The organism is Psychrobacter sp. 1Y1, assembly GCF_051847395.2.
Classification (GTDB): Bacteria; Pseudomonadota; Gammaproteobacteria; order Pseudomonadales; family Moraxellaceae; genus Psychrobacter.
The window spans coordinates 2,186,679-2,201,543 of the sequence record NZ_JBPYDF020000001.1 but is presented as its reverse complement, the minus strand read 5'-3'; the positions used below and the strand labels follow the sequence as shown (position 1 = coordinate 2,201,543).

Here is a 14,865-nt window from a genome sequence, read left to right as displayed (position 1 = left end):
GCAGTTACACAGTTTTTAGGAAACTCCCGTAGTATCTGTCACTTAGTTCTCTATATACACAACTGATCTTACTTATATTTTTAGCTGCTAGAAGAGTGTGAAGTTTTCTGCTCTTGGAGCTAAAGACAATCTTTCAATATTATTGTTAATATTCCATTTTGGGGGGAAAAATAACTCTAATGACTTAGGTGTCTCTTTATATCGCTGCTTAATACGTTTATTCTGAACTTGTAAGTCTGGCATCTTTACTCTTAAAAGCTTGTCCGTTTCACAAAAGCAGTTTTGTAAATCTATGAGAGTAGGCGCTCTCCCAAAAAGAGGCTTGAATTCATCAAAATCAAACTTTGTCTGATAATATTCAAAGTTTTCTTGCGTGAATTTAATAATGTCTTCATTACTATAACTCGCTGACGAAGCATTACCAAAGCACTTTTTAATACCTCTAATAGACCCAATTCCTGCCTTTACAAATGAATCCTCACTAAAGTTAATTACATTTGAATAATTCATATCAATAGCATATTGGTACGCTAAAAAATCACCGATAAAAGAGCAGCCTCTGAGGTGGTCAAAAGTATCTGATAAAGAAGTAGCATCGATGATTTTATCGATGACAGACTGCCCAATTAACTCATCTTTAACCATTTGGAGCCATTTTTCATGCTTATAATTAAGATGGTTATATAAAGAATGTGTGCCTGTCATCATATAAGCATTATTAAATATAGGATTACTTACTTTACGCGCTAGTAAAGCGTTATTGATGTGCTTCAAATTAAAGTTTTCTAAAGAAATTTCACCAATTTCACTCTCAAGATACTCCCATGTTTCAAACTTGTTAAATATTTTGAATACGATAATTCGAAATAAAACATCTTTATCAGAAAATTTTTCATCTGAATAAATAACGTTTTTAATTAGGTATTGACTCACTCTATCCATTGCTCTATAAACATTTGTAAATTTATAAGACTGTAGGGTAGGGTCTCGTGTTAGAGGATAGTTTTCTTCATACTTGTTCCAAAATATATTCATTCTTTCTTGAATAAAGTAAAAATAATACTTAAAAACCTCTTCATTCGGTTTAATCATAATTATTACAACTATTTATTTGATTTAGATATTGTAGAGTGGCTGATTTTTATTCTGTATCAAGCTTTTTAAATCCAAGTGTTCTTTCTCTACGATTTCCTATTATAATGCCACCTTTATTTGCGACGACCTGATTGAATACCGTATATCCTTGGATAATAGCTTTTACCCATAACTGTAACGGACATTTTTCAACCTCATATCCTCTGATGAAAATTTGAATAGTTTTTAATAGATCATATGAAATACTACTTTCCTTAGTAAAATCAATACCCCTTTGCTTTGATATGGAAAACAACCAGGCACTCAAACCCTCTTCAATCACAATCGGTCTGCCACTATCCTGTGTTTCATCAAGAGAAGGGTCACTTTTTCTCTTATGTTTAATTAAGGCTCTAAAAGTAGGGGACCAGTGTAGTATGGCTGCAAATGCTAAATGAAATACATCATGATATTTGTAATTATCATTCTCTTGATGGTTGTCATTTAGAGCACTCCCGATAAATACATCATTCCATTTCAGATAAGCCTTACCATTCGGTTTTTCAACTATGTGGACCTCGAACTCTACTGGTAGCTGCTCATCTTTACTAAAAGTGCTATCAAACGATAATAGAGGTAAATAAAGTTCTTCAATTGGTACAAATCTATTTCTAATTTTAAAAGTATTATTTTCAACAATACTTAACAAATCAAGATTTAAAAATTCCATCATTTTCAGATAAATATTTAAAAATCTTTCAATTTTTTCTGAAGTAGTATCTTTGCTAAGAGATGTTGTATGAATTATCAGATCGTTGAATAATAATTGAGTGTCACTAATACTTTCTTTAGACTTAACTTTAATAAACGGTCGGGTTTTAATTCCTGTTATGAAAATTGTACTTTCATGTTTATCATAGGGATCGATATCGTTGATTAATTCATAGAGATCAATGCTTTCAACAATGGTGATAAGTGTAAAATACCAGAAAATATCTCCCATCTCTTCGATGACTAACTCATTTGAATGATCATTTGAGTCGTTGTTGAGTAGCTTCTTTTTTAATAAAGATACTAAACTACCTACTTCACTAAACAATCCCATCTGAGCACCGAAAAGAGCTTTATCAGAAGTAAACTTATTAGTCTCTTTAACAAGTTTAATATAGCTAGTCAAAGAAATACTATTAGCTTTAGTCATTTTGATTCTACCTTGTTTAGAGATTGTTCAGTATCCCGATTCTCAATAAATCTATGCTACTCTAATTATCATATTCGTACCCGTAGGTACGTTTTACATGATAACTTATAAAGTGATCATATCACGAAGGAGGTTAAGAACCATATGCTAAGTAATATACCAAAACATAAAGTATTCATCAGTTTCCATCACGCTGATGATGATGATCGGAGAGAGTTCGAAAATATCTTCTCAAATGATGTTGAAATCTTTGTTTCTCGCTCAGTTCAAGATGGTGATATTGATCCTAATAATAAAACTGAAACTACTCGCCAGGTGATTCGAGACAGATTCATATCTCAAAGCTCAGTTACTATTGTATTGATTGGTCAAGATACTTGGAAAAGAAAACATGTTGATTGGGAGGTGGGGTATAGCATCAAAAAAACCAGTCAGAATACACGTTCAGGACTTATTGGCATATTATTGCCAAGCTATCAATCATATGCGCTAGGGTCTTGCTCTTATTCAATATCTGAAAATGGAACTGTATACACGCCGTGTAATGTTCCACCTAGACTCTATGACAACGTACAAGCTGGCTATGCGAAAATTTATTCCTATCCTACGAGCCATCATGAGCTAATGACATGGATTCATGAGGCTTTTCATAGAAGGAATAATATACATGTTACGCCTAGCAATAATCGTACCTATTTTTCATCAAATCGTGGAGAACATCAAAATTACTGGCAAGCTTAAATTTAATCAAAGCCATCTTGGATCTTTATAATATGACTACTTCTACTCAGAACTTACCACCTCTTGCTGTTCACTTTATTTGGCACCCTTCCGACAAAGAATTTATTTTTAACATTATTAGTGAGTTCCGTAGGTATATTACTCGCGATACAGATAGACCATTTTCACGGGAGATCAATATACCTACCTTTCTCTATAGCTCTAGAAATCCAAGTAACCCACCGAAGAACACTCCGCCTAAGCTTGCTGATAAAAATGTTGTCTTCGTATTTACTAGTGGACAAACTTTGACCGAACCATCATGGGTAGACTACTTCAATAAACTAGGCGGTAGCACTGACTACTTTATTGTTCCAGTTGCTATTGATGAAGCCGGTATGAAGCATAGTTACTCTGGAACTCTTAAAAACTATAATTTCATTAGAGCGCATAATTGGCCCGACGATAACCGTATAGAAAGTGGTATTTTAGAGCTTTCACATGAGCTGTATCGTTATGGTCTAAATGATATTAATTCTAATGAGGTTGGAAAAGAGACGTCAATAAAGTTATTCCTAAGCCATGCAAAAAAAGGCGATACAGGATTGAATCACGCTCAAGAAATTAAGCGATTTATTGACAATAGTAATATGAATCGGTTTTTCGATGCCAATGAAATATCGCCAGGTTTTAAATTTGATGAAGAGATAGAACGTCATCTTAAAAATTCTACAATGGTAGCTATTGTGAGTGATGCCTACTCTTCTAGATATTGGTGTCAGCGCGAAGTTTTAACTGCTAAATCAGAGCATAGACCTATAGTAGTGGTTAATAGTCTTGAGGACTACGAAGATAGGATTTTCCCTTCTATCGGTAATGTACCCTGTGTACACGTTACCGCTGAAACTTTAACGCACAAAGATATATTGCGCATTCTAATTGCATCTTTATTAGAAACTGTGCGTTTCAAATATGCAGAAGTGTCCTTAAAATTTTATCAATCTCAGGGATGGATTGATTCAAAAGCTTCTATTCTTTGTCGTCCTCCTGAAGTACAGCAGGTAGTAGAGCTTCTATCTAAGAATCAAAGTTCCTCAAATGACTCCGGTAGATTGCATCTTTGTTATCCTGAACCACCTCTATATCAAGAAGAGACTATATGGACAGATTATCTTAATATAACAGTGTCTACTCCTTTGTGGTCAAGTAATGAAGAGCAAACCGAGAAATATAATATTGGAATCTCTATTTCAGATTATCTTGAAGATGGTTATGAGGAACATCATCAGCATACAGATGAGTTGCAAAGACTTTCTCAAGATTTGGCGAGACATATTTTATCTCGTGATCATACTCTAATCTATGGGGGAGACTTGAGGGAAAATGGTTTTACAGAGTTTGTTCTTGAAGAAGCATCAGTATTAAAAGAGCGCTTAAAATCAGATCAGTTTAATGTTAAAAATCACTTAGCGTGGCCTTTGTACTTAACTCCAGCCAGTAAAGAATTTAGTATTAAGTATTATGGTTTATTAGATATCGTCAAGCATCAAGTACCTGGCGATATAGACTCTATATTAAAGGATAAAGAAATTTTTCTTAAACCTGACTGTCCAGAAAACCAATATATATGGTCGCGTTGCTTAACGACTATGAGGGAAGAATCGATAGAGAATTCAGATATCAGAATTTTTGCAGGGGGCAAGTTAGAGGGATACTTAGGTAAGATGCCTGGAGTACTAGAAGAATTTCTGATAGCTATCGACTTGAATAAACCAATATATTTGGCTGGAGGTCTCGGTGGACTTTGCCAAAAGCTATGTGACAGTATTTTAAATAATGAAATATGCGAAGAATTTGCTGAAGGGTGGCAGATAAGCCATAATGCGGGGTATATAGAACTTCAACAGATTGCAAAAGGTAATTCCTTTGAAGCTAATTACGAACAGGTAGAAACATCATTGTTAAATTTATCGGTTGAAAAATTGTCTTCAGAGTCTGGTCTGAGTAAAGATGATTATATTCGATTAATGAAAACACATTTCGTTGATGAAATTGTCCATTTGATACTTAAAGGTTTGAAGCAGCGAGAAAGAAACCTTGGCGAATCCTGATATTACTCATATCATTTAAGAAAAGGAGGTTTATATAAGTTCGCTGAACATTATCTAAGATTTATATATTAGTAAATAAATCTTAGATGGTTAAGTTCTCAGAAATGTTAAAACATAGGTTGCTGATCCTTTAAAACATGTAGACATATGCACCTAATAGTACTCTTTAATATAAGCATAAGCCCGATCGAACAGTTCCTGGTCTTTGTGTAGCTTATACTTCAAAAGTGCTTTGCGTAATGATTTTTGTACTTCACGCTCGCCAGCGCTGGTGGTTTGCCAGCCGGGGAACCGAACAATTCTTACAATTGCGTCGATATCACCAACAATGCGCTCGACCACGGCCGGTGTTTGATCAGTCTTTAACTCTAAAAACAACTCAGACAAAGCCGCTGTAGGTGATTTCTCTTGAACATCAATCTCTAGCTCTTTCTCTGCCTGCACCGTTTCTTTAGCAATCTTACAAAGTTCTTTTACAAAATCAATTGAAGCTACTAATCCTTTTTCTGCTTTATCACGTAAAGCCTCAAGGCGTTCACTTAAAGACTTAAAGGTGGGAAGATCCCCTGCACCCTTAAAACGCTCAATTAAAGCTTTCTCTAATTGCTTTACTTTTTTGGGACTAGGGTTATTGAAGATTTCCTCGATAATATCTGCATCCATCACAAATTCATCTAATACATGCACGCCGCCTACATGCACGTTGTCATGGATCAACTTTGTCGTCTGCGCGCCTAATGTCAGCCAAAGCAGTTTTCCGGTACTGTCTGAAGCGGGCTTAACCGATTCATAAACCTGAGCTAGCCATTTATAGTCTTGGTTATATTCATCCAACACTGAGTCCGGTGACAGCGATTCCCAAAGTTTAAATAAGAATTTGAAGTCCAATGCGAAAGCATCTTTCTTCTCATTATCGGCTATAGCGTTCTGTGCTGCTTCTAAACCCTCAAAGCCCTCTAAGGTTCTATTTACGCCTTCAAAGTGGGATAGGGCATTATTCATGGCTTGTGGTAGCTGTTCGCGTAGCTCTGATAAGTTAGTAATGATTTGCTGAGCACCTAGCTCATCGAACTCTAGCGCTTTTGCTGCATCATCAAACACACCAAAGTAATCAACAATACAGCCAAAGGTCTTGCCTGAATATAGACGGTTGGTTCGGCATATAGCTTGCAGCAAGGTATGGTCTTTCATGGACTTATCTAAGTACATGGTCTGACAGATAGGCGCATCAAAACCGGTTAAAAGCTTGGCAGTGACGATAATAAATTTAAGCTCTGAGCTTGCATCATTAAATTCATCAACTATTTTTTCTTGTTGGCTCTTGTCGATACCCCATTTCTTTTTAAACTCATAATCATCGTTAGCGGTAGTGGAAATAACCACTTTACTGGCCGCTTCAGGGAAGTGCTCATCCAATGCTTCTTTATATAGTACACAAGCATGACGATCTGGCGTGACTATCATTGCTTTAAAGCCATGAGGCTCTACTTTATCCATAAAGTGGATAGCAATATCTTCAGCTATTTTAGTAATGCGCTCAGGCGACTTTAAAAAGGCTGCCATTTTGGCTGATTTTTTATTTAAGGCATCGGCGTCTTCATCACTTAGGGCTTGGCTTTCTTTAAAGTCAGCGAAGGCTTTATCAAGCGATTCTTTATCAATATGAACATCAACTAAGCGTGGCTCAAAATGTAAGGGTAGAGTGGCTTCATCACGAATGGAGTCATGGAAGGTATAGCGACTCATATAGCCGCCTTGGTCTTCCTCGGCACCGAATGCCCAAAACGTATTCTTATCTGCTTTATTAACGGGCGTACCTGTTAAACCAAATAGGAATGCATTAGGTAGCGCAGCACGCATCTGACGCCCTAAGTCACCTTCTTGTGTACGGTGAGCCTCATCTACCAGCACAATAATATTATCGCGGGTATTCATATTAGGCTTAGCATCATGGAACTTATGAATAGTAGAAACAATTATTTTGCGGGTGTCACGCTCAAGCATCTGCTGCAATTCTTTGATGCTTTCTGTGCTCTCTACGTTAGCGATGTCGGCCGCATTGAAGATGCCGCTTATTTGCGTATCTAAGTCGGTTCTATCTACCAGCACAATAACGGTTGGACTTTTTAGCTTTGCTTCACGGCGCAGTTTCTGTGCGGCAAACACCATCAATAAGGATTTACCTGAGCCTTGGAAATGCCAGATTAGGCCTTTTTTGATTTTACCTTCAACCACGCGCTCAACGATTTTATTCGCACCTTCATATTGCTGAAAACGCGGAATGATCTTCATACGCTGCTTTTTCTTATTACTGCTAAACAAGGAGAAGTTACGCATGATATCGAGTAGGCGGGCAGGGTTAAGCAGATCTTTTAATTCTTTACCCACGCCACCTAAACCAAAGCTTCTAGCGATAGCATCGTCATCATCACTTAGACGCCAAGGTGCCCAAAACTCTAGTGGACAGCGTACAGAGCCATAAAAGAACTCTTTGCCTTCGGTAGCAAAGGAGAGAATATTAGGCACAAATAACTGTGGCACCGCGTTTTCATAAATATTGTGTATCTCATGCGCGCCGTCGAGCCAGCTAACAGAGGGCCGAATAGGTGTTTTGGCTTCACCAACGACGACAGGAATGCCGTTAATCATCATGACGATATCGGGTATTTTGGTTTCTCTATAATAAATACGAAACTGGTTGGTAATGACGTATTGGTTATTATCGAGGTTTTCAAAGTCGATCAGGCGAATAGACACATGGTGATTATTCTCACCAAAGGGCATGGTCTTTTCGCCCGTTAGCCACTGGAAAAATTCTTCATTGGCTTTGACTAAACCAACTTGGTTCACCGAAATTAAAATAGCGCGTAGGGCATGAATGACTTCATCAGCCAATGCAGGGTTTGCTTGGATATCAGGATTTAAGCGCAATAGAGCCGCTTTTACTTGCGATTCAACTATTACCTCATTAACACTACGGCCAAGCTGCTCTGCTGATTGAAACTGCCACTGGGTACCATACTGACTGCGAGGCTCATTAACTTGGTTGCTTTCTTGAGACACATTTAAGTTAACGCCGCTCATTTGATTGATGATGTAGTGCTCTACGCTATTTAACTCAGTGAAGCTCATGTCTAGAATACCTGATTTATTATTGATTTATTTAACTTGATTAAATATTCTAATTTCTTAGATAAATCAGTTTTAGACTTTTCAATTTGTTCTACTTGCCCAACTATCTTATCTTGATAAGGCTTGTTTGGAAGATACACCTTAAGACTTAGAAATGATTCTTTTGATATATTTTTCATACTATTGCTAGTGCCAGACGAAAGCATGGAGATCTTTGCTCTATACTGTTTAGAGGATAGAATTAACCATAGAAACTTAACATTAATATCTTTTCTTGAAATATGAGTTTGCCAAAGTCTATCAGGTAAATATAAGTTATCGTGAATGTCTTCAACATATGCATTAGCTCCAACAAGTTCATAAGTATTCATTCTGCTAATAATAATTGTGTTCTTTTCAACTTTACCTTTTAGCCTAGTTAGTTCGTCTGCTCTAACTTTTTTATACTCATTAGGATCAAAAAAACCATATGAAACAGCACTTGTTTTTAAAATTCCTTTATCTTCTGCTGTTATTTCCCCTTCTTCGGAATTAACACTAACCCCAGAATCCAAACGTTCTATAATCTCACTTAATTTTGTTGAGCTACCTTTATTGTTCAAACAATTTTCTTTAATAAAAGCCTCATAAGTAGTTTGTAATTTATTTCTTAAACAAATTTCTGTTTCTTTAAGTACTTCTAGATCAGAAAGCAGTTCACTTAATTTATTTTGTAAGGTTAAAGATGGAAGTAAAAACTCATATCCCGCTATATCTTTCCAATTAACGTAGGGATTGACAGAACCCTTTGAATTTTTGATTGAGTGTTGTGAAAAGCCTTCAGATAGCATGATAAATGGTAATAAGCGCTTATCGATTTTTTCCTCGTTAGCTTTGATAACAAAAGTAGTATTAGAGGTAATACCTTTAAAGGGAGCTATTACGACCTTCCTTAAATAGGTACGGCGAGAGCCATACAGAATATCCCCTTCCTCAAACTTACGGATAAAAGCAGGTCCTAAGTATTCATCCTTCAATTCACCCCATTCACGCAAATGAATATCTTCAGAATACATATGCTCGCCTTTAACATAGCGAGTTAGTTCTGTATTTTCACGATCTACGGTTTGTTTTTGTTGAATGGCTATATCGCCAAACTTAACTAGCTGCCAATCATTTCTATCTAAATTTAGTTCAGCAACTATTTTTTCAAATACTTCACTCATGTTATTCAGCTGCCTCAAATAATTTATTCATCGATACCTTTAAATCCTCACCAGATTGTTGCCAATCGGATAGTGCTGTTGAAAAGCATATATCACTATCTGAGTTGTCTTTTTTAACATAGAAATTAATATTCATATTGCCATCTAACGCTAAAATCTCTTCATTAGTAGCAACTGTTGAGTAATGCGGAATATCAGTAAAGTCATTATAGGCTTGATATAGCTTATCGATGTGTCCGGTCGTTAGGTAAGCAAGTCCTTTATTATCAATTACATCATCTTTCCCATTGATAAATAAAACTTTACCTTTGCGGTTAGCCGGTTTATTTGTATTACCGACTAAAATCATCGCTTCCATTGGTGAGTTATAAAACAGGTTTGCACCTACACCAATCACAGCTTCAATTTGATCTGATTCAATCATTTTTCTGCGCATTGCTGCTTCTGCATCTCTAAACAAAATGCCATGAGGCCAAAGTATGGCGAAGCGTCCGTTATCTGAATCTAAACTCTTATGAATATGCTGTTGGAATGCGTAATCTGCACAACCTTGCGGCGGTGTACCCCACAGATTTCTACCATAAGAGTCATTTTCGAAAGACTGTCTATCCCAGGATTTAATCGAGTAGGGTGGGTTAGCCAATATCACGTTGAACTTTTTAAGCTCACCGTTTTCTATTAAGCCTGGATTGGCTAAAGTATCGCCACGTACAATCTCAAACTCTTCAATACCATGCATAAACATATTCATGCGGGCAATGGCTGAGGTAAGCAGGTTAATCTCTTGGCCGTATAATTTGAGTGTGCGGTACTCTTTGCCTTCGTCCTTTAAATGTAGCGCACAGTTCAGTAACAAGCCACCAGAGCCACAAGTAGGGTCATAGACTGATTCACCTGGCTGCGGGTCCATGATCATAGTCATCAGCTTGACTACTGTACGGTTGGTATAAAACTCTGCTGCCGTATGGCCGCTATCATCAGCGAACTCTTTAATTAGGTATTCGTAGGCGTTACCTAGCTTATCGTCAGGTACATTGGCTAAATTAAGCGTATGCTGCGAGTAATGCTCAATAAGGTTGGTGAGCATGGCATCGGATAGGCGCTCTTTGTTAGTCCAGCTGGCATCACCAAAGATGCCTTGCAAGGTATCAGGGTTGGCTTGCTCAATAGCGCGCATAGCGCTTTGCAGTGCTTGGCCAATATTAACCGTAGTTTCACGCACGTCTTGCCAGCGTGCACCTTCTGGAATTTGGAAATGGTGGTTTTCTGCAAAGGCGGCATACTCCATATCTCCATCTGATTCAGCTAACGCTTTCTCAAACTCTTCGTCGTATACGTCAGAGATACGCTTAAAGAATAGTAAAGGAAAGATATACTGCTTGTAGTCGCCAGCATCAATGGTGCCGCGTAAGGTAGTAGCTGCACCCCAAAGGTATTTTTCTAAGGCTTTTTGCTCAAGTTCTTGGTTGGCCACTATACTGCCTCCTCAAATGATTCTTGAATATGAGTCACATCAAATAGCTCATACAGTTTTTTTCTTAAAAGTTGTTTTCGATGTGCAAAGAAATCCTCGAAATCTGCTAGCTCTAATGACTGCTCATCTAAGATATAATTTCGCTTTCGATAATAAGTTGCATTATCAGCTTTATTATTCACCCACTTAGATAGGTCAGTAGCCTGCTTTACAGTGTTTTCGCGACCTTCGAGTAACTGCAAGTTAGGGACCTGATCTCGCATATCCTGCCACTGCTTGATAGTTTCGCCGTCTATTCCAACTTCCTTCAATATAGAGGGCTTAAACTTGCTGTGAGGATGCATATGATCTTGATGGAATGATATTTGATCTAACTTCAAGTCTGGATAAAGCGTTGAAAGTAATAAGAAGCTAAATGCCCCTTTTTTGTACTCTAAGAAGTTTTCAATGTCCGTGGTATCAATGGTTAGCTTCTTCCCGCCTGACATTCTCGTGTGTTTATACTCGGAAAAATTAAAGCTAGTGTTTTTAAGTATGTACTCATCGCTATTGTCAGACCTTATTCTAAAGCCATCACGCAAACCACTTAGGGCCGTATCTGCTTGACCGCTATAAACCTGCTTCAAGAGACTATGCACAATCAATTTTCTTAATTCTAGCTTAGTCGTAGAGTTGACCTTTCCGCCTTTATATAAATAATAGGCTAATGGAGTTGCAGCATAGTTGGAGGATAATCGCTTCTTATTAAAGCCAAACTCTCTTAGCATTGCTGCTGCATCTATTAGGGCCTTGCGAATTTGGTCCCAATTATCTTTTATCTTATTGATGTTCGTAGAGTTAAAGGTCTGCACCTTAAAGTTCATTGGAGCATCTACAATAAATAAGCATGTCCGCATCAAAAAATCGGTATTGAAATTAAAGAGACCATCTTCGCCATTCATATCAGATATAAGTTTCTCAATTTGGTCACGACCATCCTCCCAATGTGCTACTAAGGTAGAGAATAGAAGATCAGATTTTGATAATATCGTCCCACCGCTATTAACGCGTACAAAAATATCTAAGATATCATCTAGGTCTTTATTAATGATCTTGAAGTAACTCACTAGCTGGTCATCGTTAAATTTATTGAGTAAACGATTAATTATCTTTTTTGCCTGTCTTCTATTCTCTATTAACAGCTCTGATCTACTAGGATCAGTTTCAATTAGCTTATCAACAATATTGTCAGAGTCAGCATCCGAATCTTCGAGCTCACTTAAAATATTTCTAACAAGATAAAAGTAACCGCTTTTACTATTTTGAGCATCTTTGTCAGTTAAGAATTTAAACTCATACTCATCATTTAATAGGTTTATATACATTTTACGTTCGGGATATGCGCTATTGTTCGTGGTCTTTGCATATTTCTTCTTAGTGCAATACACACCTTGAAGAGCAATATACATTGAACTAATACGCTGCTGTCCATCCAATACTCCACGAATCTCAAAAGGAAAGTCGTAGTTGACTAGCTGATTTTTAGAGTCACGCTCATGATAGTTCTTAAGAAATTCATAAAACGTATATTCATTGGCTTTCTGAGCTGTTAATTCCCAAAATAAGAAAGTTCCAATCGGGTAGTCCTGCATAATAGAGTTAAACAATCTGCATATTTTTCCTTCACCCCAAACAAACTTTCTTTGGATTGCAGGCAAATAATATTTATTAGAGTTGATATCTGTAATCAGTTGTTTAATTGATAAGCTAGAATATGCCATTATAAGAATCCTTTTAATATTGTTTTAAACTTTTCTTCCGCTTCTAGGCTGGCTTGCCATGCTTGTTTTAAATCAGCCATAGCTTCTTCAACAGTAGGCAAGTTATCTTCTATAATTTTCTCTACGTAGAGTGGAATATTGAGATTGAAATCGTTTTCTTTTAAGTCCTCGAAACTGGCGATCTTGGCGTAGTTCTCAACATCTTGGTAATCGCTATACCATTGGTATATTTGCTGAACATGCTCTGGTTCTAGGTGGTTTTGTGCACGGCCCACGCGTATTTGTTCAGAAGCATCGATAAATAGCACGTTTCCTTTCTTGTCAGCATCTTTGTTCTGTTTAAAGACCATGACACAAGCAGCTAACTGTGTGCCGTAGAATACATTAGGACCTAAGCCGATGACGGCTTCTAAAATATCCTGCTCTAGTAATGCTTTACGGATTTTACCTTCGGCACCTTTACGAAATAGGGCGCCATGAGGCAATACTACGGTCATACGGCCTGTACTGTTCATGGACTTAACCATATGCTGTACCCAAGCCATATCGCCATTACCTTTAGGTGGCACACCAGCGATATTGCGCCCATAGGGATCATTAGCCCAATTATCCGCGCCCCAATCTTTTAATGAGAACGGCGGATTGGCTATAACGCAATCAAAGGTTTTCAGGCCATCGGCTTGGAAAAAGGCGGGCTCACGTAAGGTGTCACCACGCAGAATTTCGAAATCTTCGATACCGTGTAAAAACATATTCATACGTGCAATAGCACTGGATGTTAGATTTCTTTCTTGGCCGTAGAGTTTAAGAGTACGAAAATCTTCATCGTTATGTTTCAGGTTATCGACACACTCTAACAGCATACCTCCGGTCCCACAGGCAGGATCATAGACAGACTCACCTTCGTGTGGATCGAGAATAAGCCCTAGCAAATGTACTACTGAACGTGGGGTATAGAATTCACCTGCTTTTTTATTAGTTAAGTCAGCAAAGTGCTTGATCAGGTATTCATAGGCATTACCTAGCATATCTGGATTGGCATTTTCATGACCTAAACGATACTGTGAGAAATGCTCAATTAGATCAATCAGCAGCTTATCTGGCAACTTATTTTTATTACCCCACTGAGCATCACCAAAGATACCGTATAAAAAGTCTTGGTTAGCTTGCTCAATACCACGTAGCGCCTGTTCTATGGTTTGACCTACGTTAGTAGTCGTTTCACGTACATCATTCCAGTGGCAGCCTTGTGGTATTTCAAATCGGTGCATTTCTGGCATGGATGCATATTCAATATCACCGTCAGACTCTTTTAGCGCTTGCTGATACTCTTCATCATAAACGTCGGAGATACGCTTGAAGAATAGAAGGGGGAAGATATAGACTTTGAAGTCTGAAGCATCGACGGGACCTTTTAGGATCCAAGCCGCTTTTGAAAGGTATTGCTCTAACTGGGACAGTGATAAAACGTCACTCATTAATAGATTCTCTTAGTAAAACAAATATAAATGAAGGTAGTAGTTTAATGGTCTATATCATACTCTGGTTTTCCGTCAAACCCCAATATTGCCCAAGCCACCTGAGTATTTCTTTGAAAACTAAAAAATTCGCTAAGCTATATAAGACGGTGCTTATTATCGATTTTTAGTACTAGGGTGTATTAAATAATCGACTCTTTGTCCTATTAAAGTTGATAACGACGTACCCTCGAAAACTTTGGTATCTTCACCTGAGTAGTAGTGTTTGATAAATCTACAATGATCAGCAAGAGTAAGTATTTTATTATTTTTATGGCAGTTCTAATGTGTTGATGGCTTATAAGTAGGAGTGAAAGATTAGACTATAGTATATAGATTCATTTATCTTTACTAGCGATATACCCTTAGATCTAACAACAATCAAAGCTAACTATTGTCTTGGGATAATCTATGAGGTTTATAATAGTAGACTACCTAGAAAATAATTTTATAGGTAGTCTACTATACTTGTCTTAATGATAATAAATAATAAGCGAATGAATATGACAGCTACTTTAAGTGATGAATATGAAACTCTTACTGAAACAATAGCCCAAGCCTGTGGCATCGTCTTTAGTCTCGAAATTTGTAGTGACGGCATTCATGATTCAGTACTGAGCAATGATTTGCTACAGACGCTTTAGCATCAAGTGTATGACTCAGATGGCAAT

The 14,865-nt window shown here is 37.3% G+C and carries 10 protein-coding genes; 3 read left to right on the top strand and 7 right to left on the bottom strand.

Annotated elements, in window-relative coordinates:
- Nucleotides 1-87 precede the first annotated feature (87 nt).
- Nucleotides 88-1,092, bottom strand: a complete 1,005-nt coding sequence (locus ACS8FA_RS23095) for a nucleotide kinase domain-containing protein (RefSeq protein ID WP_439267326.1) — start codon at nt 1,090-1,092, stop codon at nt 88-90.
- A gap of 49 nt (nt 1,093-1,141) precedes the next feature.
- Nucleotides 1,142-2,275, bottom strand: coding sequence for a MazG C-terminal domain-containing protein (locus ACS8FA_RS23090; protein WP_439267327.1), 1,134 nt, complete (start codon nt 2,273-2,275; stop codon nt 1,142-1,144).
- Nucleotides 2,276-2,419: 144 nt separating this feature from the next.
- Here ACS8FA_RS23090 and ACS8FA_RS23085 point away from each other — a divergent pair, with 144 nt between their 5' ends.
- Together ACS8FA_RS23085 and ACS8FA_RS23080 are read left to right on the top strand one after the other, a co-directional pair.
- Complete coding sequence (locus tag ACS8FA_RS23085; RefSeq protein WP_165596821.1) at nt 2,420-3,016, top strand: TIR domain-containing protein; 597 nt, start codon at nt 2,420-2,422, stop codon at nt 3,014-3,016.
- Between the two features lie 32 nt (nt 3,017-3,048).
- Nucleotides 3,049-5,106: a TIR domain-containing protein gene (locus ACS8FA_RS23080; RefSeq protein WP_165596822.1), complete on the top strand. Its 2,058-nt coding sequence runs from the start codon at nt 3,049-3,051 to the stop codon at nt 5,104-5,106.
- Nucleotides 5,107-5,259: 153 nt separating this feature from the next.
- Here the strand turns inward: ACS8FA_RS23080 and ACS8FA_RS23075 are convergent, their stop codons facing one another.
- Genes ACS8FA_RS23075 through ACS8FA_RS23055 form a run of 5 tightly spaced genes read right to left on the bottom strand, consistent with a single transcriptional unit; the run spans nt 5,260 to nt 14,155 of the window.
- Complete coding sequence (locus ACS8FA_RS23075) at nt 5,260-8,238, bottom strand: type I restriction endonuclease subunit R (RefSeq protein ID WP_439267330.1); 2,979 nt, start codon at nt 8,236-8,238, stop codon at nt 5,260-5,262.
- Between the two features lie 2 nt (nt 8,239-8,240).
- A complete protein-coding gene (locus ACS8FA_RS23070; protein ID WP_439267332.1) occupies nt 8,241-9,443 on the bottom strand; it encodes a restriction endonuclease subunit S in 1,203 nt (400 codons plus the stop codon).
- A gap of 1 nt (nt 9,444) precedes the next feature.
- Nucleotides 9,445-10,917 carry a type I restriction-modification system subunit M gene (locus ACS8FA_RS23065; RefSeq protein WP_439267334.1) on the bottom strand — a complete coding sequence of 491 codons (1,473 nt, stop codon included), beginning with the start codon at nt 10,915-10,917 and terminating at the stop codon, nt 9,445-9,447.
- Nucleotides 10,917-12,677, bottom strand: a complete 1,761-nt coding sequence (locus tag ACS8FA_RS23060; protein ID WP_439267336.1) for a DUF262 domain-containing protein — start codon at nt 12,675-12,677, stop codon at nt 10,917-10,919. Before ACS8FA_RS23060 ends, ACS8FA_RS23065 begins: the two co-directional genes overlap by 1 nt.
- Nucleotides 12,677-14,155: a type I restriction-modification system subunit M gene (locus ACS8FA_RS23055; RefSeq protein WP_439267338.1), complete on the bottom strand. Its 1,479-nt coding sequence runs from the start codon at nt 14,153-14,155 to the stop codon at nt 12,677-12,679. Before ACS8FA_RS23055 ends, ACS8FA_RS23060 begins: the two co-directional genes overlap by 1 nt.
- Nucleotides 14,156-14,697: 542 nt before the next feature.
- Here ACS8FA_RS23055 and ACS8FA_RS23050 point away from each other — a divergent pair.
- On the top strand, nt 14,698-14,838 hold the full coding sequence (locus ACS8FA_RS23050) for a hypothetical protein (RefSeq protein WP_193834156.1): 141 nt from the start codon (nt 14,698-14,700) through the stop codon (nt 14,836-14,838).
- Nucleotides 14,839-14,865 lie beyond the last annotated feature (27 nt).

Coding starts and splice junctions, on each gene's coding strand:
- ACS8FA_RS23095 (WP_439267326.1), bottom strand. CDS start 1,092: ATGATTAAACCGAATGAAGAGGTTTTTAAGTATTATTTTTACTTTATT.
- ACS8FA_RS23090 (WP_439267327.1), bottom strand. CDS start 2,275: ATGACTAAAGCTAATAGTATTTCTTTGACTAGCTATATTAAACTTGTT.
- ACS8FA_RS23085 (WP_165596821.1), top strand. CDS start 2,420: ATGCTAAGTAATATACCAAAACATAAAGTATTCATCAGTTTCCATCAC.
- ACS8FA_RS23080 (WP_165596822.1), top strand. CDS start 3,049: ATGACTACTTCTACTCAGAACTTACCACCTCTTGCTGTTCACTTTATT.
- ACS8FA_RS23075 (WP_439267330.1), bottom strand. CDS start 8,238: ATGAGCTTCACTGAGTTAAATAGCGTAGAGCACTACATCATCAATCAA.
- ACS8FA_RS23070 (WP_439267332.1), bottom strand. CDS start 9,443: ATGAGTGAAGTATTTGAAAAAATAGTTGCTGAACTAAATTTAGATAGA.
- ACS8FA_RS23060 (WP_439267336.1), bottom strand. CDS start 12,677: ATGGCATATTCTAGCTTATCAATTAAACAACTGATTACAGATATCAAC.
- ACS8FA_RS23055 (WP_439267338.1), bottom strand. CDS start 14,155: ATGAGTGACGTTTTATCACTGTCCCAGTTAGAGCAATACCTTTCAAAA.
- ACS8FA_RS23050 (WP_193834156.1), top strand. CDS start 14,698: ATGACAGCTACTTTAAGTGATGAATATGAAACTCTTACTGAAACAATA.